Annotated in this window: 17 protein-coding genes; 7 read left to right on the forward strand and 10 right to left on the reverse strand. The window is 43.3% G+C overall.

Annotation, left to right across the window (positions count from 1 at the left end):
- Positions 1 to 134 precede the first annotated feature (134 nt).
- Positions 135 to 608 (reverse strand): Lrp/AsnC family transcriptional regulator, encoded by a 474-nt coding sequence (locus tag Q4561_RS12860; protein WP_303460969.1) that lies wholly within the window; start codon positions 606 to 608, stop codon positions 135 to 137.
- 120 nt (positions 609 to 728) lie between these two features.
- Here Q4561_RS12860 and cysK point away from each other — a divergent pair, with 120 nt between their 5' ends.
- The gene (gene cysK, locus Q4561_RS12865) at positions 729 to 1,685 is read left to right on the forward strand and encodes a cysteine synthase A (RefSeq protein WP_303460970.1); all 957 of its coding nucleotides are present in this window, start codon (positions 729 to 731) and stop codon (positions 1,683 to 1,685) included.
- Positions 1,686 to 1,744: 59 nt separating this feature from the next.
- Here the strand turns inward: cysK and Q4561_RS12870 are convergent, their stop codons facing one another.
- The 7 genes from Q4561_RS12870 to prlC all read right to left on the reverse strand — a co-directional run bounded on the left by Q4561_RS12870 (position 1,745) and on the right by prlC (position 9,009).
- Positions 1,745 to 2,503, reverse strand: a complete 759-nt coding sequence (locus tag Q4561_RS12870; RefSeq protein ID WP_303460972.1) for a hypothetical protein — start codon at positions 2,501 to 2,503, stop codon at positions 1,745 to 1,747.
- Positions 2,504 to 2,638: 135 nt separating this feature from the next.
- The gene (locus Q4561_RS12875; RefSeq protein WP_013786252.1) at positions 2,639 to 2,848 is read right to left on the reverse strand and encodes a cold-shock protein; all 210 of its coding nucleotides are present in this window, start codon (positions 2,846 to 2,848) and stop codon (positions 2,639 to 2,641) included.
- Between the two features lie 281 nt (positions 2,849 to 3,129).
- On the reverse strand, positions 3,130 to 4,758 hold the full coding sequence (gene ubiB, locus Q4561_RS12880; protein ID WP_303460974.1) for a ubiquinone biosynthesis regulatory protein kinase UbiB: 1,629 nt from the start codon (positions 4,756 to 4,758) through the stop codon (positions 3,130 to 3,132).
- Positions 4,759 to 4,767: 9 nt separating this feature from the next.
- Positions 4,768 to 5,403 carry an SCP2 domain-containing protein gene (locus Q4561_RS12885; RefSeq protein WP_303460976.1) on the reverse strand — a complete coding sequence of 212 codons (636 nt, stop codon included), beginning with the start codon at positions 5,401 to 5,403 and terminating at the stop codon, positions 4,768 to 4,770.
- The gene (gene ubiE, locus Q4561_RS12890; protein ID WP_303460977.1) at positions 5,403 to 6,188 is read right to left on the reverse strand and encodes a bifunctional demethylmenaquinone methyltransferase/2-methoxy-6-polyprenyl-1,4-benzoquinol methylase UbiE; all 786 of its coding nucleotides are present in this window, start codon (positions 6,186 to 6,188) and stop codon (positions 5,403 to 5,405) included. The genes Q4561_RS12885 and ubiE overlap by 1 nt, the downstream gene beginning before the upstream one ends.
- Positions 6,189 to 6,262: 74 nt before the next feature.
- Entirely contained in the window at positions 6,263 to 6,955 is a 693-nt protein-coding gene (locus Q4561_RS12895) for a DNA-3-methyladenine glycosylase I (protein ID WP_303460979.1), read from the reverse strand.
- Positions 6,956 to 6,972: 17 nt separating this feature from the next.
- Positions 6,973 to 9,009 carry an oligopeptidase A gene (gene prlC / locus Q4561_RS12900; RefSeq protein ID WP_303460981.1) on the reverse strand — a complete coding sequence of 679 codons (2,037 nt, stop codon included), beginning with the start codon at positions 9,007 to 9,009 and terminating at the stop codon, positions 6,973 to 6,975.
- A gap of 349 nt (positions 9,010 to 9,358) precedes the next feature.
- On the opposite strand from prlC, the gene Q4561_RS12905 reads away from it, so the two are divergent.
- From Q4561_RS12905 to gorA, 5 genes are all read left to right on the forward strand, one after another.
- The gene (locus Q4561_RS12905) at positions 9,359 to 9,919 is read left to right on the forward strand and encodes a response regulator (RefSeq protein WP_303460982.1); all 561 of its coding nucleotides are present in this window, start codon (positions 9,359 to 9,361) and stop codon (positions 9,917 to 9,919) included.
- 89 nt (positions 9,920 to 10,008) lie between these two features.
- Entirely contained in the window at positions 10,009 to 10,848 is an 840-nt protein-coding gene (locus Q4561_RS12910) for a phosphate/phosphite/phosphonate ABC transporter substrate-binding protein (protein ID WP_303460984.1), read from the forward strand.
- Positions 10,845 to 12,545, forward strand: coding sequence for a sensor histidine kinase (locus Q4561_RS12915; RefSeq protein WP_303460986.1), 1,701 nt, complete (start codon positions 10,845 to 10,847; stop codon positions 12,543 to 12,545). Before Q4561_RS12910 ends, Q4561_RS12915 begins: the two co-directional genes overlap by 4 nt.
- Positions 12,542 to 13,855 (forward strand): HD domain-containing phosphohydrolase, encoded by a 1,314-nt coding sequence (locus Q4561_RS12920; RefSeq protein ID WP_303460988.1) that lies wholly within the window; start codon positions 12,542 to 12,544, stop codon positions 13,853 to 13,855. The genes Q4561_RS12915 and Q4561_RS12920 overlap by 4 nt, the downstream gene beginning before the upstream one ends.
- A gap of 226 nt (positions 13,856 to 14,081) precedes the next feature.
- Positions 14,082 to 15,431 carry a glutathione-disulfide reductase gene (gorA, locus tag Q4561_RS12925; protein WP_303460989.1) on the forward strand — a complete coding sequence of 450 codons (1,350 nt, stop codon included), beginning with the start codon at positions 14,082 to 14,084 and terminating at the stop codon, positions 15,429 to 15,431.
- Between the two features lie 107 nt (positions 15,432 to 15,538).
- On the opposite strand, the gene Q4561_RS12930 is transcribed toward gorA, so the two are convergent.
- Positions 15,539 to 17,773 (reverse strand): molybdopterin oxidoreductase family protein, encoded by a 2,235-nt coding sequence (locus tag Q4561_RS12930; RefSeq protein WP_303460991.1) that lies wholly within the window; start codon positions 17,771 to 17,773, stop codon positions 15,539 to 15,541.
- A 272-nt stretch (positions 17,774 to 18,045) separates the two neighbouring features.
- Between Q4561_RS12930 and Q4561_RS12935 the strand changes: the two genes are divergently transcribed.
- Entirely contained in the window at positions 18,046 to 21,381 is a 3,336-nt protein-coding gene (locus tag Q4561_RS12935) for an amidohydrolase family protein (protein ID WP_303460992.1), read from the forward strand.
- Between the two features lie 240 nt (positions 21,382 to 21,621).
- On the opposite strand, the gene Q4561_RS12940 is transcribed toward Q4561_RS12935, so the two are convergent.
- Entirely contained in the window at positions 21,622 to 22,776 is a 1,155-nt protein-coding gene (locus tag Q4561_RS12940; RefSeq protein ID WP_303461086.1) for a hydroxymethylglutaryl-CoA reductase, read from the reverse strand.
- Positions 22,777 to 23,365 lie beyond the last annotated feature (589 nt).

The raw sequence follows: 23,365 nt of genomic DNA on the forward strand, positions 1-23,365 counted from the left end.
TTACTGTAGACACTTTGAAGAATAAACCAACGGTTTCTTGTTAAAAGCATCTTTAGTAGGGCATAAATTAGGTAGACCCGAATTGACCACATTAACTTTCGCGAATTAAGAATAAACTCCGCTTTAGCTTAATATTAAAGGTGATTTAGCGGCAATGCTGTAGTGTATTTAAGCTGCTCCATGGCAAAGCTAGAGGTTACATCGTTAAGATCGATGCCATTTACCAATCGTTTATAAAAATGATCGAAAGCCGCCATATCAGTCACCAGAACTTTCAGCAGGTAGTCATACTCTCCAGACATTCGGTAAAACTCCACAACTTCTTCGAAAGAAGAAGCATGTTGTGCGAAATCAGCCAGCCATTTTCCATCGTGACGCGCCGCTTTAATTTGCACGAAGACTGTCATCGCTAAGCCCAATTTAATGGCATGTAACAATGCTACCCGCTTGGAAATAAAGCCCTGAGTTTCCAGTCGCTGAATTCTACGCCAACAAGGGGTAGCGGTTAAGCCTACCTTCTCTGCAATATCAGCCACAGACATGTCGGCATCGTGCTGAAGCAGCAACAATATAGCCTTATCAACACCATCAAGAGTTATATTTTTCATTTTTTAGATCAATATTAAAATTATTTTTCAACTTTAGGTTATCAAAAGGGTTTCAATGAGTAAATTTCTCTTTTTGTGCATGTCACTATTGTATAAGACTAAATTGTAGAGACCGCTATCATGCTTGATAACCCGATAAACACTATGCCCGGTATTTTTGAAGATATAACCCAAACGATAGGTAATACCCCACTAATACGGCTTAGCAAATTTGCTGCAAGCAATAATTTGAATGCCACCCTTTTAGCGAAGGTAGAGTTTTTCAATCCAGCGGGCTCAATCAAAGACAGACCGGCGTTAGCGATGCTTAAAGCATTAATGGATAGCCCTACATTTAATGAACATACTGAAATTATTGAAGCCTCATCGGGTAACAATGGTGTGGCTTGTGCTTGGCTTTGTGCTATTTACGGTATAAAGCTAACAGTGTGCATACCAGAGCATATGTCTATTGAGCGCCAAAAGCTTATTCGCCACTATGGCGCACACGTGGTAACCACTGAAAAGCACCTTGGCACAAAAGGCGCAATTGAACGTGCCGCTGCACTTATCGAGCAAAACCCAAATGCAGTAGGGTTATCGCAGTTTTCAAATCAAGCTAACCCCAATGCACACGCACAATCTACTGCTCAAGAAATTTTGCGCGATACTAATAGCAATGTAGATATTATTGTGGCGGGTGTAGGCACAGGCGGCACATTAACCGGTTTAGCTTCCAGTATGCGCGCGCACATACCTCACTTAGAGGTAGTTGCAGTAGAGCCTGCAAGTTGCCCAGTATTAAGTAAAGGGCACGGCGGGGTGCACAATATTCAAGGGTTGAGTTCAGGCCATGTTCCTGATGTGCTGGATGTCGACCAAATAGATCAGATTATAACCGTAGAAGACGATGAGGCTATTTTGTATGCTCAGCGTATCGCTAGGATAGAAGGCTTGGCGGTGGGTATATCCTCAGGTGCAGCACTTTATGCGGCAAGCCAATTGGCGCAACAACCACAAAATCAAAATAAGAACATTGTGGTTATTCTTGCCGATGGTGCTGAGCGCTACTTTTCTACACCGTTATTCGCTGATTAATGACGAACAACGATGCAGGTGTATAGGCATACCGGCCACCCTATTTTAAATGCTAAAAGTTAAAGCCACCATGGCTGGCTGAAATCAACACTTTCTGCAGGAATAGGAAAATCGTAGGGAGGCTCAAAGGCTTCCCAAAAGCGAGGCGCGAAAGTAGCGTTTAATATTTTAAACTTGCCTTTACTATCGTACTCTTTCATTACGGCTAAATAAGCAGCCACTGGCATTGATGGATTTGATTGCTCAAACACTACCGCTCCCCCATACTTACTGTATAAATGCTTTTCTATTTGCCAGCGCTTTACTTGGGTTGAAGCAACATCATCAATGCTTTTAGGCTCGGCTTTCTCAGTTGTCGAGCTGACCTTTTCTTCCGCACTACTAGCAGCCTGACTTTTCTCTTCGTATTCGGCCCCAAAATTTTGTTTAAACCTTTCCACTAGCGACGAGTCAATTTGGATGTTATTTGCTGTTGCGTAATCATCTAATACAGCTTCAATAATTTGATTAGTAAGTTCAATAGCACGCAGTTGAGTGATAAGCAGCTTATAATTATCTGGAGCTTGTCTGCGAAGATCTGAAATAACGTCTTTATCCGGGTTGATGTCTGTCAATGTAATGGGTTTACCGAATAACATTGCAACAGCTTGATCTTGATTGTTAGGTTGGGTATTGGCCTGAGTATTAGCTTGAGCGTTAGTATAAAGGCTAGCATCAACAGCATTAATTAATTTGCTGGCCGATTGCGCAAATGATGATGCAGATATAAGGGTGGAAAGTAGAAGAAAAGCGGAGAAAACACTATTCATCCTTAACATTAGCAAATCCTTTCATTAAGTTAATTACTGGAACAGTAAAGCACTTAATAAGTGGAAAACCAACTATATTAATGAATCTAGTGTGTATTAAAGAAAGAAAAACGGCGGTCTTTTCAGACCGCCGTTTTGAATTTCTTAGATGGCGTGCACGTTAGCAGCTTGAAGACCTTTTTGACCTTCTTCTACTTCAAATTCCACGCGCTGACCTTCTGGAAGAGTTTTGTAACCGTCAGAAACGATAGCACGGAAATGAACGAATACGTCCTTACCGCCGTTATCTTGAGTTAGAAAACCATAACCTTTATCAGCGTTAAACCACTTAACGGTGCCTGTAACTTTAGACATGTCGTATAGACCTCAAATATCATATTAAATTGCGCAATGAGCGCGTATAGCGAGTGTCTTTAATAGGCGGATTGGTCTTACTTACGAATGGGCAAACAACTTACAACAAATCACAAGGTAACTTGAGCGGTTTTACATATAGCAAATAATTTCGTATCGCGTCTATTCAAAGACATTTGGCTTAAAGCCAAAGCAACTATAACACTCTTCGAACTGATTAATATACAATTTATTCACTAAATTACGTATTTCATAAAAAATTCACTAGCACCTTACTTCGACTAGCGATTCTTACGCCACGCCATGATCCAACTGCCTAAACCTGCAACGCCTGACACTACTGGAGCCCACCAATTCAACTGATATAGTGGCAATATGGCTGACAGCAATATAAAGGTAGCGCCTACTACGCCCCATTGCATGGCTTGTGCCCCTTTCTTTTGCTGCTCTAAAAGCACCAATTGAGCCCGTTGCTGCTGGAGAGGAAGTCGCTTTACCTGCTGTAGGCTGTCGTAAAGCAAGTCTGGCATTTCTGGTAATTTTTCAGACCAAAACGGTAAGTTGTCTTTTACTTTTTTAAGCATCGCGCCAACACCGATTTGCTCACGCATCCAGTTTTCTAAAAACGGTTTTGCCGTTTTCCATAAATCTAATTGCGGGTACAGTTGGCGGCCTAACCCTTCGACATAAAGTAAGGTTTTTTGTAACAACACTAACTGAGGTTGCACCACCATATTAAACCGACGGGCGGTGTTAAATAATTGCAGTAGCACATTACCAAACGATATTTCAGCCAGTGGCTTTTGAAAAATAGGTTCGCATACAGTGCGAATTGCCATTTCAAATTCGTCAATATTAGTATCGTTGGGCACCCACCCCGAGTCGGCATGAAGCTGTGCTACTTTGCGGTAGTCACGATTGAAAAACGCAATAAAGTTCTCGGCTAAATAACGTTTATCTTCACGATTTAGCGTGCCCACAATGCCAAAGTCGATAGCAATGTATTTAGGATTTTCTGGGTGCTCAGTAGACACAAAGATATTGCCTGGGTGCATATCAGCATGAAAAAAACTGTCGCGGAACACTTGGGTAAAAAATACTTCTACCCCACGTTCTGCCAGCTTTTTCATATTGGTGTTTTGGGCAAGCAATGCATCGACATTTGAAATAGGTAGCCCGTATATTCGCTCCATCACCATTACGTTACTATGGCAATAATCGCTATAAATCTTGGGGATGTATAAGGCATCAGAGCCTTCAAAATTGCGCCCTAGTTGAATGCCGCTTGCCGATTCACGTAATAAATCAAGTTCATCCACTATGGTTTTACGATACTCCACCACCACTTCAACGGGGCGAAGGCGCTTTCCATCCGGCAACCATTTTTGCAATACCGACGCTAAGCTGAACAACAGCTCCATGTCAGCCACAATCGTTTCACGAATATCGGGACGTAAAACCTTAACCACCACATCTTCATTATTCGCATTTAATTTTGCAGCATGCACTTGCGCAATAGAGGCGGATGCCAATGGCGCTTCATCGAACTCACTAAATAACTCAGATAGATGGGTTAGGCCAAGGGAAGTTTTAATAATTTGCTGTGCCGCCTCAGAAGAAAACGGTGGCACTTTATCTTGCAGTCGCGCTAATTCGTTAGCAATAGCTGGCGGTAATAGGTCTCGGCGGGTAGACAGCATTTGACCAAATTTGATAAACACTGGCCCTAAGCTTTGCAGAGCAAGGGTAATACGCTCACCAGGCAATTTATCTTTATGCTTGTTTCGAATCCAAAAGATGCTGCGGCGCATAAGGCGTGCGTACCATGGTAGCCATTTCGCAGGGATAAGGTCGTCTAACCCATGCTCTAACAACACCTTATTTATCTTGTACAACCTAACAATGCGCATGCGTGTCTCTTAAATTGATTTTTGTTCTAGCTGAAGTAAACGGGCATCCAATCGCGCCACATCGTCACGTAGTGCGTTCACTTCATCGCTAAAATGTAGTACCGCTAATTTAGGCGCTGCTATTTGCTTTTCTTCTATTAAAGCATTGCTAGCCACTCTGTTAAATTCAGTCAGGGCGCCTACGGCTTTTTGTCTGAAAGCACTTAGCCATTTCATGGTCTGGTGAGCAACCACATCGTTAGTTTTAGCCGCGAGCAATTCCTCTGCATCAATATCTAATTGCTGAAACAAACCACTCACCTGCTGCGCTACAGCAAGTTCGCCTTCAACCTGTAGCTTATTCTGTTGAATTAGCCGCGTAAGCTGATTAGTGTGTTTTAGTTCAGGAAGCGTATCTAACGATGTTTTAATACAGCAGTCTTTGTGGTTGAGCGTCGCTACTGTGTCTTGAAACGACTCATGCAAAGTGAGTACATCTACTTGCTCAGAAAACACCAGTACTACTGCAAAGGGTAAAGGTTCTACATAAGCAATAAGGCGCGCCCCTTTCAGCGCCGCCATTCTAGCGCTGCTATCTGGGTCTAACGCTAATACCTTATTGGCAGCCGTTTCGATAACGGCACTTAGTAACGCTGACGATGGCATTAAAACTTATAGCCTCGATGCAGCGCAACGATACCACCCGTTAAATTTTGATAATCACACTGATCAAAACCGGCGGTTTCGAACATGCCTTTTAAGGTTTCTTGATCAGGGTGCATACGAATACTTTCTGCCAAGTACTGATAGCTTTCGGCATCGTTTGCCACTAATTGCCCCATTTTTGGCAATATGTGGAATGAATAGGTATCGTATAGTTTGCTTAATTGCTCTGACGTTGGTTTAGAAAACTCCAACACTAATAAGCGACCGCCTGGTTTTAACACACGGTAAATTGAATTAAGCGCGTTTTGCTTTTCAGTTACATTACGTAAACCGAACGCCATGGTAACTACGTCGAAGTGATTATCGGGGAAAGGTAACGCTTCAGCATCAGCTTGAACGTAATCGATGTTGCTCACTAAACCGCGATCTCGTAATTTATCGCGGCCAACTTTTAGCATCGACAAGTTAATGTCGGCCAAGGTTACGTTGCCCGTGGGGCCAACTAGGCGAGAGAACTTTGCGGTTAAATCGCCAGTACCACCCGCGATATCCAGTACTTTTTGCCCAGCACGCACACCAGAACAATCAATAGCAAAGCGTTTCCATAAACGGTGCACACCCATCGACATCAAATCGTTCATTACGTCGTATTTAGCGGCAACAGAATCGAAAACATTGGCTACTAACGACGCTTTTTGGTTTTTCTCAACCTGCTTAAAGCCGAAGTGAGTAGTAGATGCGACCGATGCCTCAGTGGGCGATGTGTTGTTATGATTGTCGCTCATGGCATTCCTGCATTAGTGATTCATAGTAAAGGCTGAAGTGTATCGGATTGTGGCGCCCAGCAACAGTATTTACCTTATGCAATATACTGATTTGTGCCCCAACTAAGCGCAATAACAACGCTTATTTCTTGTAACGAACGTCCACTTTCCTGATGCCACTGGGCAAACGCCGCATTAGCAGCAGTTAAAGTTTTCTTACTTGTAAGGCCACCGTCGATGATATCGTGCTTTCTCAGGTAGTCTTCAACATCTTGTGAGAATAAGAAGGTATCAATACCCAGTGCGCGCAGCATATACGGGCCTGTGTTACCACCAAGGCGAGCGCCTCGTTTCTTCATGGTAGTCCATAAATCAGTGATGTTACTGGCATCGAATTTAGCCACAAACTGACCAAAGCTGCCGTGTTCCCGTGCAATATCTTTGATAAACATAGCATTGTCGCGAACGGTCATTACTTTTTTGTAATTACGCACAATACGTTTATCCGAGGCTTTTTGCTCTAGCATTTCATCTGGCATGAGCAGCACTTTTTCAATTTTAAATTCAAAAAACACGGTTTCGAATTCAGGCCATTTTTTTTCAATAACCCGCCACACAAAGCCAGACTGGAACACTTGCTTGGTCATGGCTGCCAAAAAACGATCGTCAGGTATTTTGGCAACTTGCTCAGAAGCTAGCGGCGCTGAAAGCATACTTTCAAGCGCCTGTTCACCACCTTTTCGCTTACAGGCTCGCTGGTATATGGTGGAAAACGATTCTATTTTCATAATTACCTAACTACCAACTAGCCGCGGATTCCACTATGGCGAAGTAAGGCGTCTACGTTTGGTTCACGACCTCTAAAGGCAACAAACAAATCCATAGGTGCACGGCTTCCGCCCATCTCAAGTATGTTTTCTAAAAACGCTTTACCCGTATCTCGGTTAAAAATACCGTCTTCTTCAAACTTACTATAAGCGTCGGCAGATAGTACCTCTGCCCATTTATAGCTGTAATATCCTGCAGCATAACCACCAGCAAAGATGTGTCCGAAGCTATGCTGGAAACGGTTAAACGCTGGCGGGGTAATTACCGCCACTTCAGCGCGCACGCTATTAAGAATGGCCTGTACATCAACCTTATCGCCAGACTCACTGTGCAATAAGAAATCAAACAAACTAAATTCTAGCTGACGTACCATTTGCATCGCTGCTTGGTAGTCTCTGGCGGCTAGCATTCTATCGAGTAAATCTGCCGGCAAGGGTTCACCGGTTTCAAAGTGACCTGAAATAAAGTTAAGGGCATCTTCTTCCCAACACCAGTTCTCTAAAAACTGACTAGGAAGTTCGACTGCATCCCATGGCACACCGTTTATACCAGAAACACCCGCTACCGACATTTTGGTTAGCATATGGTGTATACCGTGACCAAATTCATGGAACAAGGTTACAACTTCATCGTGAGTAAATAATGCAGGCTTATCCCCTATTGGGGCATTGAAATTACAGGTTAAATAGGCCACCGGTAATTGTAACTCGCCGTCGGACTTTTCGCGGCGAACACGGCACTCGTCCATCCATGCACCACCACGTTTTTTGGCACGCGCATACAAGTCTAAATAAAAGCTACCGCGCAAGGCATCGGCACTGTCTGTGATAGTGAAATAACGAACATCTTTATGCCATGTATCAATACCAGGCTGCTCAATTATTTTAAGACCATACAATCTATGCACTACTTCGAACAAGCCCGACAATACTTTGTCTTCTGGGAAGTACGGACGCAGCATCTCATCTGAAATGGTGTACTTTTCTTGCTTCAACTTCTCGCTGTAATAAGGTAAGTCCCATGCGTTCAAATCGGTGACGCCGTGAGTGTTTTTTGCATAGACGCGCACTTCGTTTAATTCTTTTTCAGCCTGAGGCTTAGATTTAGCCGCTAAGTCACGTAAAAAGCCGGTAACTTGATCTGTGGATTCTGCCATTTTGGTGGCAAGCGAGCGCTCAGAATAACTGCTAAAGCCAAGCAGTTGCGCAATTTCACTACGAAGAGCCAGTGTTTGCTGAATGATTTCGGTGTTATCCCACTTACCTGCATTCGGGCCTTGATCTGACGCTTTGGTGGCAAAAGCACGGTACATTTCTTCTCTCAACTCACCACTATTGGCATAAAGCATCACGGGTAAGTAAGAAGGAATATCTAATGTGAACAACCAGCCTTGTAAATCTTTTTGATGGGCAGCTTGTGCAGCCGCATCTTTTGCAGACTCTGGCATGCCCGCTAGCATAGATTCATCGGTAACGTGTTTGGTCCACCCCATGGTGGCGTCCATCACATTATTAGAAAAGGTAGATGACAGTTCGCTTAATTTTGCTTGTATATCTGCATAGCGTTTCTTTTCCTCGCTAGGCAGTGCTACGCCACTTAAGGTGAAATCGCGAATGGCGTTATCAATCACTTTTTGACGCTGCTCGTCTAGGTCGGCATATTCATTGGAATCTTTTATCGCCACATAGGCGTTGTATAAACCTTCATGTTGGCCCACCCACGTGCCGTACTCTGATAGTAAAGGTAGGCAGGCATCATGGGCCTCTCGTAGCTCATCGCTGCTAACGACTGAATTCATATGAGAGACTGGCGACCACATTTTGCTTAAGTTGTCGTCAACTTCTTCTAAGCGAAGCACCAAGTTGGCGTAAGAGTAATCTTTAGAATCGACCATTTCATCAATTTCAAGCTTGCACTTGGCTATCGCTTTTTCGATAGCAGGTTTTATTTCTGCGGGCTTAATAGATGAAAATAAAGGCAAGCCATCTACCATTTCAATTGCTGGGGTCGTCATAATTCGTCTACTCTTTTCAATTCGTATAGCAAGTTATGTGGGGGTTGGTTGCAATAAAAACAAGCATTGAATAATGCAATCAACTATTGCTTTGTTACGTCTATACTTTTCCTAGGTCTAGATTGTTTTACGTTTACACTTGGTTTATTCCTATCTCTACGACCAAAGATCAATTTTTAATAAATTCTTTCTTTGAAGTTATGTAAACCAACTCTTTTAACCCCTTATTTTAACAGCTAAAACTAGGCTTACAGGGTGTCACAAATGTCACACACGCTACTTTTGTCTAAATTGTGAACAGTGGATTACAGTGCTATAACTCTTAACAGTTAGCATTAGGAATTCAACCATGAAGACACTCACATCAGGCGAAATAGCGGCATATTGCGATGTTAATCTTCGCACGGTTATTCGCTGGATAGAAAGCGGCAAGCTAAAGGGTTTCAAATTGCCCGGTCGTGGCAACAACCGTGTTTTGATTGAAGAATTTGTTTCATTTTTGGAACAACACAACATCCCTATTCCTGACGATCTTAAAAGTGAAATTACACCTTCCATTCTCATTGTCGACGATATGATGCCGATGGCTAAGTCTATTCAGCGTGTCGCTCGCCGGGGCGGATTTGAAAGTCATATCGCAACAGGAGGATTTCAAGCTGGGGTTATGCTAAGCCAACACAACTCTAAACTTATGACGCTGGATTTAAGTATGCCTGGGATGGATGGTTATAGCGTTATTCAATTCGTTCGAGAACAACCAAAATATAAGAACCTAAAGATCTTAGTCATTTCTGCGCTTGACGATATTAGTCTTGAACGCGCGATAAAAATTGGCGCAAACGCTGCGCTATCGAAACCGTTTTCAAATGATGAACTGCTTGAAACCATCAAGCAGTTCATGCTGGATTAGGTGTCGAGGTCTATGGGTACAGCATAGTAGATAGTGAGTAGCAAATAGCGTTAATAAATTGGTTTGAGTGGATAAATTTGAGGTGCATCATGGTGAAGAAGTCAATATTTCAAACAGTACGCCGTATTGTTGTTTGTTTATCCCTCACGCTGTTCTCCGCTAACGGTATATGCGATACGTTAACATTAGGTATCGTACCTCAGCAGTCTGCCAAAAAACTTGCTGAAACCTGGCAACCGCTTATTAACTATATTTCTTTGCATTCCGATCTTAACGTGGTGTTTAAAACCGCAAAAGATATTCCCACATTCGAGCAAAGGTTGGCTAAAGGCGAATACGATATCGCTTATATGAACCCTTACCACTTTGTCGTTTTTCACGACTCTGTTGGCTACCGCGCACTGGCTCGTCAGAAAGATAAGCGCATAAAAGGCATTATCGTGGTGAATGCCACCAGTGACATCATGTCTATTAACGATCTTAATGAAAAAGATATAGCCTTCCCTTCTCCTGCGGCATTCGCGGCCACAATAATACCTAGCGCCTTTTTAAAGCAGCAAGAAATCAGTTTTACGCCTCGGTATGTGCACTCTCACGATTCGGTGTACCTAAACGTACAACGAGGTTTTTTCACTGCGGGTGGGGGCATAATTAGAACCTTAAATAGTGTTGATGAAAACACACGAAGCGCCCTTCGTATTTTATGGGAAAGTGAGGGTTATACTCCTCACGCGATAGCAACTCACCCGCGAGTAACAGATACACAAAGAGACGCCCTTTTACATGCACTACTCAAACTATCAGATGATAAAGAGAGTAGTCAGCTACTTAAAAATATCGGATTTAAGGGGCTCATTCCGTCTAAGAATGAAGACTGGGATGACGTACGAGCGCTAGGCATTACCTCGCTGGCTAGGCCGCAATTGTGAAAAAGGACACCTTATTAAGGCTATCCCTTAGAACCAAGACCATTATTGGTGTGGCGCTTATTGCTGCCATTCTTTTTTTAATACTTATCACTACTGTATTTAAGTTATTAAACGACTTAGTAAACACAAGTGTTGAAAGGTCAGCTCAAACCACCACAAGTCTATTTGTATCTACAGCAAAAAATGCATTTTTAAGTTACGACCTTGCCTCACTGGAAGCAGACGCAACAGAGATGCTTTCAAACCCTAATATCAGCTATGTGCGTGTTCTCGATAACAATAAAAATGTGTATGTCGAAAGAGGAGCGCCCGACGTATTAAACCGTCCCTTTAAACAAGACAGAAATGTCATGAGCGCCGTGGATGGCATTTACGATACCGCAGCCGACATTACCGTAGGTGACACGCTATTTGGCCATGTAGAGATTGGTCTTGATGTGGATTCGATAAATCAATCAGTAACTCGAGTTCGTACATGGACATTAACCCTTGCCGCCATTGAGTTAGCCCTAATTGCTTTGTGCTCCTTTTTGCTTGGTACGTATTTAATGTCTCAATTAAAGCAACTTAGAGCGGGAGCTAGACATTTAGGCGTGGCGGTAAAAGACAAAAATTACCGTAACATTTCGGTAAGGGTTCGGGGGAAAGATGAACTCAGTGAATTAGCCGAAGCATTCAATCAACTGGTAGAGCTATTAAAAGACGAGAACGTTCAACGCGGTCGAGTTGAAAATGAACTCAAAGAGTTGAATAGCTTGCTGGAAGTGAAGGTAGAAGAACGTACCTCGTTATTGAATCAGAAAAATTCGCAGCTAGAAAAGGCGAATAGAGACTTGAAAGAAGCCCAAGTTCAGTTGCTACAAGCAGAAAAAATGGCCTCGGTTGGTCAATTGGCGGCGGGTGTGGCTCACGAAATAAACAACCCTATCGGGTTCGTTAATAGCAATATGCATACGCTCAACGAATATATTTTAACCTACCAGATAATATTTTCGCAGCTTAACGATATGCTTTCAAATGACACCGGCGCTAATCAAGATAACGCAATCAAACAACTGCGTGACCTTATGCAGCAGCAGGATATAGAGTTTGTTAATACTGATATTACCGAGCTTATTACTGAATCTAAAGAAGGATTAATGCGGGTTGCTGAAATAGTAAAAGGCCTAAAGTTATTTTCTCGTGTAGACAGTGACGAAATGCAATCTTACAACTTGAACGATTGCGTTCGAACTACCCTAGCCATGGTGAACAATCAGCTGAAATATATATGCAGTGTAGAAACCCATTTAGGCTCAATACCGCATACCTTAATGAATATGGGAAAAATATCTCAGGTGATAACTAATCTTCTGATTAACGCTGGCCAAGCTATCGAAAGCACCGGTAAACACGGCACCATTACTATTACAACATGCGTAATAGATGGCAATATTGAACTACAAATCAAAGACACTGGGTGTGGCATTCAAACCAGTCATTTAGATAAGTTATTTAACCCTTTTTTCACTACAAAACCGGAAGGTCAGGGCACTGGGCTTGGGCTTTCTATCTCTTTCGGTATTGCTCAAGAGCACGGCGGCACTCTTCATGCTTCAAGCAAGGAGGGGGAAGGAAGCTGCTTTACCTTAAGCCTACCTATAAATAACCCACTAGATACCAACGCCGAAGATGCCTTTCAGGAAGATATATTATGAATAATTCGACTGAACAACCCGCAGACGTGTACACCGTTTTATTTGTCGACGATGAACCTAATATTCTTCGCGCCATTAAACGGGCGCTTTTTTCATTAAATGTAAACTTACTGCTTGCTGAATGTGGTGCACAAGCATTAGAAATTATGAAGGAGCATGAAGTTCATATCATTATTTCTGATATGAAGATGCCCCAAATGTCTGGTGCTGAATTACTACAACAAGTTGCAGAACTATACCCTGATAGTTATCGACTAGTTCTTACAGGTTATGCCGATATAGATTCCACTATTAAAGCGGTCAACCAAGGTAAAATACATCGCTATTTGCAAAAGCCTTGGGATAACAAAGAACTGATAACGGCCATTGAAGATGGGCTAGAACGAGTAAAGTTAAAAAACGAAAATGCCCGCCTGCAGAAATTAACCCGACTACAAAATCGCAAGTTAAAAGAAGTGAATACGTCACTTGAACAAATGGTACAAAAGCGTACTCGTCAGATAAAAGCGGCGCTGAACAAAATTGAAAAACATAACCTCGCGATGGAACAAGTACTGTTCAATGTTATTAGTATTAACCCTGATATCGACGGTAAGTTTGCCATTGAAGTTAGTGAGCTTGCGACTAAACTAGCAAAACACCTTCAACTTAACCCCGAAGAAGTAAAGCGAGTTCGTTATGCTGGGCTTATTTGTGAGCTCGGCTTATTAGGGTTAAGCACAGATGATTTTCTAGCACCCTTTTCAAAATTAAATTATCAGCAGCAACAGAGTTACTTAGAGCAAACCAAACAAGCAGCCCTCATGCTGGCACCTGCAACAGAGTTACAGCCAGTATCAGACATGATTGAATTTCAATTTGAGCATTACAACGGTGCTGGCCCCCGCAATATTGTGGCAAAAGAGATTCCTATTGGTGCTCGCATAGTATCGATAGCAAGAGACTACTGGCGTTTGGTTACCGGTCGCATGAGCGGTGACGAAATGACACCTCGTGATGCGAAAGCTGAAATGAAGAAACACACTAACACCCGTTACGACGGAGAAATATTGTCGTTTTTACTTGAAGATGACGATGTGAGTACATCCAAATATATATACAACACGATGACAGCCTCCCAGTTAAAGGCGGGCATGGTGCTAGCTAAGAATTTATACAACGACAGTCACATTCTGATACTGCCAGAAGGGCATGTTTTTACCGATACCACTATTCAAAAGCTATCGCAGTTCGAACAAGAACGTCGTCGTGAATTCAGCATTTTAATTGAACCAGAGACACCGCTAGATGAGAGCGAAGAAGATGCTTAGTCTCTATAGCCGTGATCTTAAGTGTATCTGTAGTACCCATAAAACTTGAACAAAGAAGCACTAAGGCAATTAGTGCTTACTTGCCTTTTTTATGAATGACACCAACTATAGTGAAATCTTCTACCTTGTGCCGCGGTCTCTTAAACGCGTGTACAGTGTGTATTCCTACCATTTCGTGTCACAATAAATGACAATTTTAGGCTTAACGGATAATAAGGCGGTTAACATGAAACATTTTGATTATATCTGCATAGGCGGCGGTAGTGGCGGCATTGCGTCTGCAAACCGCGCCGCCAAGCATGGTAAAAAAGCAGCCATTATTGAAGCAAAAGATATTGGTGGCACATGCGTTAACGTAGGCTGCGTGCCTAAAAAAGCCATGTGGTACGGAGCACAAGTTGCTGAAGCTATTCATCGCTACGCACCAGAATACGGCTTTGATATAACCGTAAATAAATTCAGTTGGGATAGCCTAATTGCTAGCCGCCAAGCTTATATCGAACGTATTCATGCATCGTATGATCGTGCACTTACGGCTAACGACGTAACCCTTATTCGTGGTTTTGCTAAGTTTATTGATAACAACACTGTTGAAGTTAATGGTGAAACTTATACCGCTGATCATATTACCATTGCCACTGGTGGCCGCCCTGTCATTCCTGATATTCCAGGAGCACAGCACGGTATTAACTCTGATGGCTTCTTTGCACTAAAAGAACAACCTAAAAAAGCGGTTGTTGTAGGTGCTGGTTACATCGGCGTTGAACTTGCTGGCGTATTGCATAGCTTGGGTACAGAAACCCACTTAGTGGTGCGTAAACATGCCCCGTTACGTAACTTCGACCCTATTATTCACGAAACCTTGGTTGATATGATTCATGCTGAAGGTTGCACATTGCACAATCACACCAGTGTTGAAAAAGTAGAACAAGGTGAAGGTAAGAACCTTTCAATTCATCTTACCAATGGTGAAGTACTTGAAGCAGACTGCTTAATTTGGGCTATTGGCCGTGAACCGTCTACCGATGTAATAGCGATTGAAAACACCGATGTTGAGCTTTCTGAAAATGGCACGGTGAAGGTGGACAAATATCAAAACACCACGGCAAAGAATATTTATGCTGTGGGTGATATTACCGGTGAAGCCGAATTGACGCCTGTGGCAGTAAAAGCGGGGCGCTTGCTTAGCGAACGTTTATTCAATGGGCAAAAAGACGCCCATATGGATTACTCTATGATACCTACCGTGGTATTTAGCCATCCACCTATTGGCACCATGGGCTTAACTGAACCAGAAGCCATTGCAGAATATGGTGAGGACAAAGTTAAAGTGTACTCATCGAGTTTCGCGTCTATGTACACCGCAGTTACCCGTCATCGTCAAATGACTAAAATGAAACTGGTGTGTGCAGGTGATGATGAAAAAGTGGTTGGTCTTCACGGTATAGGCCATGGAATGGATGAAATTTTACAAGGCTTTGCTGTAGCCATTAAGATGGGTGCGACTAAAGCCGATTTTGATGCCTGTGTGGCCATTCACCCTACTAGTGCTGAAGAATACGTTACGATGACCTAGGTGGTTTTACATAGCTAAAATTAGGAAATATTAGCTAAGATTAGTAAAACTCTGGTGTACTTATAAAATGCAAGGCGATAATCAATTTGTTGATTATCGCCTTTCTTTTATATCCTCTTTAACGAAACGGGCACACCGTTTAATACACCATTTCCTGACAAAGTATCCACCTGCATTTCGTCTGTCAGAATATTGGTATTAACGCCAGGGTATTGGCTAGCGACACCCAGTTTTATCCCCTTTTTATTATGGCCCCAACCATGCGGAATAGAGACTACGCCTGGCATAATCGAATCGGTAATTTCAGCTTCTATAAGTAACTCACCCACTCTAGAGGTGACCTTGACCATATCGCCTTCATCCACACCATATTTGTCGGCATCTACAGGGTGTAATTGCAACGTACAGCGATTGTTTCCCTTTACCATTCTAGGGCTATTGTGTAACCAAGAGTTGTTCGTTTTAATATGACGCCTGCCAATTAATACTATTTGATTTTGGTTACGCTTCTGTTCGAAGAAGTGCGTCTTTACTCGGGCAATATCTGGCATAAAGTAATCGAAATCTAAATCGATTTTTTTGTTCTCGTGGAAAATAGCGTTAGGTAATGCACTTTGCAACGGCCCAAGGTCTATGCCATGAGGATGCGCTTTAAGCTTGTCTAGGGACAAGTTGTAACCTGCATTGCCATTCCCGCTAGTTTGGCCCCTAGCGTTAGCGTCTTTAGTGCCGTTAGCGCTTGCACTAGCCCCGTATTGGCCACTTTTCAATAAATCATCTATCACACCTTTAGGCTGCTTTTGCCATAGTGTTTGATAGTGCCCGGTGCTCTTGCCATTCAATTTATCTAAACGCTCTGCCAATGATAAATATATCTGCCAATCGGTTAATTGATCATCATCCACCTTCATCACGGCTTCAGAGTAAGTAGCGAAATTTCTTACTGCAAAATTGTGAAAAACCACATCATAGTGATCACGTTCTAAGGCAGTAACAGGAGGCAATATAATATCAGCATGCCTTGAGGTTTCAGTAATATAGAAGTCCACAGACACGACAAAATCAAGTTGGGAAAAAGCCCTCTCTAGTTGTTCTGTATTAGGTGTAGTAACCAATGGATTTCCAGCACCAATGACCATGGCCTTAATTTGACCTTCACCGGGCGTTAATATTTCTTCAGCTAAACACGCTACGGGATACTCACCAGCAAAAGCCGGTAATCCTCTTACCCGTGAACTATAGCCTCCCATGCTGCCCCTGCTGGATACGGGAAGAATATCGGCGGCAGGTTGGGTAAACATCATCCCCCCTTGCCTGTCTAAGTTTCCAGTCAACATGTTAAACAACATAATGAGATATTGAGTGAGTGTGCCAAATGCTTGCACACTCGCGCCCATACGCCCGTAGCAGACTGCGGATTCAGCTTCGCAAAAATCGGTAACCAATTGGGTTATTTGCGTAGCTTCAATACCGGTGAGTTCGCTAACGGTTTCGGGCGAAAAGTCTTTTACATAACCTTCAACATCAAGTAAATCTTCGGCGTAAGGTAAAAGCGCTTCTGCATTATGCAATTGCTTTTCAAATACTACATGTAACATAGCAAGTAATAGCAATACGTCGCTACCTGGGCGAATAAAGTGGTGCTCGCAGCTTAAATCAGCAGTATCTGTGCGTTTAGGGTCGATAACCACGACTTTACCACCGCGTTTCTGCACCCCTTTTAAGCGCTTTTTAACGTTGGGTATTGTCATGATGCTGCCGTTTGAAGCCAGCGGGTTTCCACCAATAATTACAAAGTGTTGGGTATGATCGATATCTGGAATAGGAATTTGCGACATATGCCCGAACAGTCTGCGACTCACGATATGATGAGGGAGCTGATCCACCGAAGTGGCAGAATATCTATTGTGTGACTCAAGGGCGCGATAAAAATAAGGGCCGAACAAGATAGCTCCCATGTTGTGGGCATTCGGGTTACCTAAATACACGCCCACGGCATCTTTGCCATGTGTGGATTGAATATGGTGGAGTTTTTCAGCAACATAGTCAAAGGCTTCACTCCACGGTATTTCTTGCCATTCATCACCCACCTTTTTTACCGGCCGTTTTAATCTATCAGGGTCGTCATACAAATCTTTCAATGCACTGGCTTTGGGGCATATGTGACCTTCACTAAAGGGGTTATGTTTGTCTCCCTTGATGGAGAGTATACGATTGCCCTGTGTTGCCACTTCAATGCCGCACATGGCCTCGCACAGCGTACAGGTTGAGTAATGGAGTTTTTGTTCTGGGCTGACCCCGCTTCGCTCTGAATTAATCACGTTTTGCTCTGAATTAACCATGTGCAGCACCTACATCAAATTTTGTTAACAGCTTGTTGCAAAATTAGCGTTTATCCATCTAATAGACAAGCATCATCGTGAGTGATGGATAAATAGGCGGGTGGGTGGTAAAACTGTAGTTTGGTCGTTAGATTTATACGTGGAATCTCATAATTAAGGTGGCGCCCCACCGTTTCAGGTTAAAGTTAACGATAAATTTACAATTAGGTGAGACGCTCATGGGCATACTCATCAATAGACAGAAAACGCATTTCAAGCAATTGGAAATACATATGATAAAAACAACAAAAAGCTTATTAGCCGTTACACTTGTGAGCGCGCTAGGCTTAAGTACGGCGTACTCTGCGTATGCAGCTGACGACATAAAAAAAGAAACAAGCATCAATGAAGAAAAATGGGATGTGACTAACCCACCCTTTGCACTTAATGAAGTCACTATCAACACCACCGAAACTACGTGGTCTAGCTTAGATATCGCGCCTAACGGCAAGTACATGGTATTCGATATGCTTGGTGATATTTATAAAATGAATATTGATGGCGGCGATGCCACACCTATCACGCAAGATTTCGCGTGGAATATACATCCTAGTATTTCACCTGATGGTTCACAGATTGCGTTTATTTCAGACCGAGATGGCATTAATAATCTTTGGATAATGGATAGCAATGGCGAAAACCTGCGCCAAGTAACCAAAGAAAAGAACAACCTTATTCATGCGCCTAAGTGGAGCCCAGATGGTGAATACTTGTTGGTATCGAAAGGTATTATGTCTAGCCGCAGTATTCCTGCAGGTGAAATTTGGATGTACCACAAAACAGGCGGTGACGGCTTGCAAATTAAAGCCCGTAATCATGGTAAGAAAGATCAACAAAATATAGCCGACCCCGTTTTTTCTCACGACGGTAAATATATTTACTTCACAGAGAACACAGTGCCTGGAAGCCGGTTCGATTATAACCGCGATCCTATGCAGGGTATCTTTGCCATTACCCGATTTGACCGTGAAAACGGTGATGAAAGCCGTTACATCAGCGGCACTGGCGGTGCGGTTGTAGCCACCCCTTCACCCGATGGTAAATACGTCGCGTTTGTGCGCCGCGTTAAAGAAAAAACCGCGCTGTTTCTTAAAGATATTAAAACCGGTGTTGAAACGCCGCTTACCACAGAACTTGAACGTGACATGCAAGAAGGTTTCGGCTCTGAAGGTTACTTTGCTTATTTTGATTGGATGCCAGATTCATCAGCCATTGTGTATTGGACAGGCGGGAAGTTTCATAGCATCAATGTTGACGACAAGACCATTTCAGATATTAACATTAGCGTAGAAGCTACCCTTCACTATGCTGATGCGCTTCGTTTTGATGTGGATGTGGCACCGGATGAATTTGATGTAAACATGATTCGCTGGTCGCAAATGTCGCCTGACGGCAAAACACTCTTGTTTCAAGCTTTAGGCAAGCTTTATGTAAAAGACGTAAAGACTGGCAAGATGAAACGCCTTACTAAGCAAAACGAACATTCAGAATACTACCCCCGTTTTTCTAATGACGGTAAAGCTATTGTTTACACCACATGGAACGACGATGAACTAGGTTCAGTTCGCCTTGTTTCTGCCCGTGGCGGTAAAGGTAAAGTTATCACCAAGCAACCTGGACATTACATTGAGCCTTCGTTCTCAAGTGATGGTGAGAAAATTGTGTTTCGTAAGTTCACCGGCGGCTACTTACTAGACCCTAAATACTCGGTAGACCCTGGTATTTATGTAGCAGACCTTGATAGAAAAACCGAAAAGAAAGTATCTGATGGGGGCATCAACCCACACTTTGCTGGTGATAATTCACGGGTATTTTTCACCGAGTCTGTAGGCGGAACTCCTTACCGTGAAACTCAACTTTCTAGTGTTAACTTGCAAGGAAACGATAAGCGAACCCATTTATACGGCGCTGATGATGTAAGTGAGTACAAACTTTCACATGATAAAAAATGGGTAGCTTTTGTTTATCAATTCAAAACCTTCGTTACCCCATTTGTTGAAAATGGCAAGAAAGTAACCATTGGCCCTAAAATGACATCACTGCCGGTTACTCAGCTTTCGTCAAAAGCCGGTGAGTACCTAACATGGTCGCCGGATAACAGTACCGTGAGCTGGTTTAACGGTCCAACTTTCTATAGTCGCTCATTAAAAGAAGCGTTCGCTTTTGTAGATGGTTCGCCAGAAACCCTGCCCGATCCTGTGGCCGACGGTATTAATTTATCGTTCACTACTGAAGCCGATAAACCAAGTGGTTACAAAGCGTTAATTGGCGGGAAAGTCGTGACTATGCGTGATGCCGATAACACCCAAGAAGTGATTGAAGATGGCGTTATTATCATTAAAGATAACCGCATTGAAGCTGTAGGTAAGCGCGGTGACATTGCTATTCCTGAAGGTGCTATGCAAATAGACGCCAGTGGAAAAACCATTATTCCAGGGTTAGTTGATACCCATGCTCATGGTGCACAAGGCAGAAACGAGATTATTCCAGATAAAAACTGGAGCCAATACTCAAATGTCGCCTTTGGGGTTACCACCATTCACGACCCATCGAATGATACTACGGAAATATTTGCCGCCTCTGAACTTCAGCGTAAAGGCGACATAGTTGCACCGCGTATTTACTCTACCGGTACTATTTTGTACGGCGCAGAAGGCCTAGGCTATAAAGCCATTATCAATAATTACGAAGATGCGTACTTTCACGTAGAACGTTTGAAAGAAAGTGGCGCGATTTCGGTGAAAAGTTACAACCAGCCACGTCGCGACCAACGCCAACAAGTGTTATGGGCGTCGAAAAATCAAGACATGATGGTAGTGCCAGAAGGCGGTGGTAAGCTTCAACAAAACCTGACCATGTTAGTAGATGGCCATACAGGGTTAGAACACAGCCTGCCTATTGAGCGCGGTTATAGCGATGTCACCCAGCTATGGAAAGCCACCGAGTTCGGTTACACACCCACATTTGTGGTTTCTTACGGCGGTATGATGGGCGAAGAGTATTGGTATGACCGTACTGAAGTATGGAAAAACCCACGCTTGCTTCGCTACACCCCAGCTACCATGTTACATGGCCGCTCTATTAGACGCCCAACCGCGCCCGACAACCAGTACAACCACCAAAACGTAGCCAGCTACGCCAAAGAGCTGCGAGATAATGGGGTCAGTGTACATATTGGCGCTCACGGGCAACGTGAAGGCTTAGCTGCTCACTGGGAGCTGTGGATAATGCAACAAGGCGGTTTCACCGCATGGGAAGCATTACGAGGCGGTACTATCGATGGCGCAAAACACCTAGGTATGGGTAAAGACATCGGCAGTATTGAAAAAGGTAAACTGGCTGACTTGGTCGTCATTGACGGCGACGTATTAGCAGACCTAAGTCGCAGTGAGTATGTAGAGTACACCGTACTTAACGGCCGTGTGTATGAAGCCGCCACCATGAATGAAGTAGGCAGTAAAACCAAGCGTTCTCCTTTCTTCTTCGAAGAAAACAACGCCACCTTTATGCCAAGAACCACCGCTGAAGCCATTGACGCTAAAGCCCATCACTTCCATTGGAAACACTAATTACCTATTAAGCTATTAGTACTTATCAAGCCGGTGAAAACTGCCGGCTTTTTTATGCCTACAGATCCCCGTTATGTCCAATATTCCCCATCTTCCCCCCAAGCCAACAGCAGATTTAGATTAAAGGGTGGAAGCACCAGGATAGACCTTCCACTGCATGGATGCGGTGGCAGAGCCCCCATGGATGGGTTTACGGCGAGTCTATCATGGTGCTTTCTGCCCTTTGAGCGGAAAACATCCTCAACGGTTGCGTCCATATTGTTCGTGAGACGACACCCAATCAGATGAGCTAATGGCTGAGGCTAATGAGATTTCACCGGCTAAGGCTACTGCAGCAACAATTTCGGCAAATTTGTACACTTTGTTTTTGCCATAACAATCGATGAGCTCTAAACACTCGCGTTGAGTACCCATTCCTGTGCCACCACCATAGGTCGCTACTATTAACGAAGGAATAGTAATAGACACATATAAATCGCCTTCATCGGTAAGCTCAGAATACATAATGGCAGCCGATGATTCCGCTACGTTTGCCACATCTTGCCCGGTGGCAATGAACATGGCGGTAATACCATTTGGCGAATGCAAGCCCGTATTGTTCACACCAGATAGGAATGACCCGACACCCGCTACCCTGCCGTGATAGTCAATTTGCTTCGGCTCTACACGCATAATTTGCAGTAAATGCTCACGCTTAATCGTCGCCTCTGCGGTTACTCGTTTACCCCGCGTACGCATTATATTTATTTGTGAGGCTTTCTTATCGGTGGCAAAGTTAGACTCTAAGTAAAAGTTCTCTACACCTTCATAGTTATCTAAAATCCACCCGCACGCAGCGAAAGTGGCCCGCCCTACCATGTTCTGCCCAGCCGCATCACCGGTTAAATAATTGAAACGTAAAAAGGCAAATTTGTTTGATAAGAAGTGGTCGATATAAGTGAGTTTGGCAATGCTAGAGGTCGACTCTGCCTCTTCGCGAATTTTGCTGATGTTTTGGTTTACCCAAGTCACAAAATCCCTTGCACCGCGAGCATCACTAAATATAAAAACAGGCGCACGTTGCATAGCATCATCAACAACGGTAGCCTTTACTCCACCACTCATATTTAGCAGCTTCATACCCCGATTGTACGACGCCACTAAGGTACCTTCTGTTGTGGCCATAGGCACAACAAACTCGCCCTTTGCATGTTCGCCGTCAATAGTTAATGGACCTGCAATACCAATGGGCACTTGAGCTACCCCAATGAAATGCTCAATGTTACCTTTCAATTTATCTGGGTCTACCGAGTACTTACCTACATGGTCGAGTTTGGCGTTGGTGAAACTTTCAAAATACGACTGACGTTTTTTAATAATGTCATCGCCGTAATCGTCGTGATCGTCACGGGGAATGTGAAGCTTGCGATTGGTAGGAGAGGTAACGTTATCTTCAACTTCGAATTTAAGCTTTCCAAAAGGCGACGCTGAAAAACAAATGCCTATTTTGCGCTTTTCAGGACTAACTTCTTCATTGAGTTCTAGGTGTACCGTGATGACTTGCCGTAATGAAAACGGCATACCACCCGTATCATTAAGCGCATCAAAACTAATGTCATTGTCATTGCTGCTTTGAATAGAAATTTTATGGCTTGGGACTTTCTCACCATCAAATGAAATCCATTTAAGCTCTTTTAGTGTGGCATCTTTTAAACGGTTTTTAAGGGCGAAAGAAACGCCATTATCGGTTTTGGTTAAGCTTCCATGGGTATATAGCTGTTTAAGCAAAATACTTGGTACAAACATGTGAGTTCCTATTCCGTTTGGGTAAAGCCACTGCGTGAATTAAGTACACTACTTTTTATAGTACATCCTTTGTACAGTATCACTAACCTTTAGCATTTCCATCCACTTTTACGCACATTTAAATTTGAGCCATTTCATCAAAAATTCATTAAATTCTGCGCCAAGCCCCTATGAATAAAGGGCCCTAGACTGCATGACT

It is taken from the genome of Alteromonas sp. 1_MG-2023 (assembly GCF_030547075.1).
Lineage (GTDB): Bacteria > Pseudomonadota > Gammaproteobacteria > Enterobacterales > Alteromonadaceae > Alteromonas.

Coding starts and splice junctions, on each gene's coding strand:
- Q4561_RS12920 (WP_303460988.1), top strand. CDS start 12,542: ATGAATAATTCGACTGAACAACCCGCAGACGTGTACACCGTTTTATTT.
- ubiE (WP_303460977.1), bottom strand. CDS start 6,188: ATGAGCGACAATCATAACAACACATCGCCCACTGAGGCATCGGTCGCA.
- Q4561_RS12910 (WP_303460984.1), top strand. CDS start 10,009: ATGGTGAAGAAGTCAATATTTCAAACAGTACGCCGTATTGTTGTTTGT.
- Q4561_RS12935 (WP_303460992.1), top strand. CDS start 18,046: ATGATAAAAACAACAAAAAGCTTATTAGCCGTTACACTTGTGAGCGCG.
- Q4561_RS12875 (WP_013786252.1), bottom strand. CDS start 2,848: ATGTCTAAAGTTACAGGCACCGTTAAGTGGTTTAACGCTGATAAAGGT.
- gorA (WP_303460989.1), top strand. CDS start 14,082: ATGAAACATTTTGATTATATCTGCATAGGCGGCGGTAGTGGCGGCATT.
- prlC (WP_303460981.1), bottom strand. CDS start 9,009: ATGACGACCCCAGCAATTGAAATGGTAGATGGCTTGCCTTTATTTTCA.
- Q4561_RS12895 (WP_303460979.1), bottom strand. CDS start 6,955: ATGAAAATAGAATCGTTTTCCACCATATACCAGCGAGCCTGTAAGCGA.
- Q4561_RS12885 (WP_303460976.1), bottom strand. CDS start 5,403: ATGCCATCGTCAGCGTTACTAAGTGCCGTTATCGAAACGGCTGCCAAT.
- Q4561_RS12860 (WP_303460969.1), bottom strand. CDS start 608: ATGAAAAATATAACTCTTGATGGTGTTGATAAGGCTATATTGTTGCTG.
- Q4561_RS12905 (WP_303460982.1), top strand. CDS start 9,359: ATGAAGACACTCACATCAGGCGAAATAGCGGCATATTGCGATGTTAAT.
- cysK (WP_303460970.1), top strand. CDS start 729: ATGCTTGATAACCCGATAAACACTATGCCCGGTATTTTTGAAGATATA.
- Q4561_RS12930 (WP_303460991.1), bottom strand. CDS start 17,773: ATGGTTAATTCAGAGCAAAACGTGATTAATTCAGAGCGAAGCGGGGTC.
- Q4561_RS12870 (WP_303460972.1), bottom strand. CDS start 2,503: ATGTTAAGGATGAATAGTGTTTTCTCCGCTTTTCTTCTACTTTCCACC.
- ubiB (WP_303460974.1), bottom strand. CDS start 4,758: ATGCGCATTGTTAGGTTGTACAAGATAAATAAGGTGTTGTTAGAGCAT.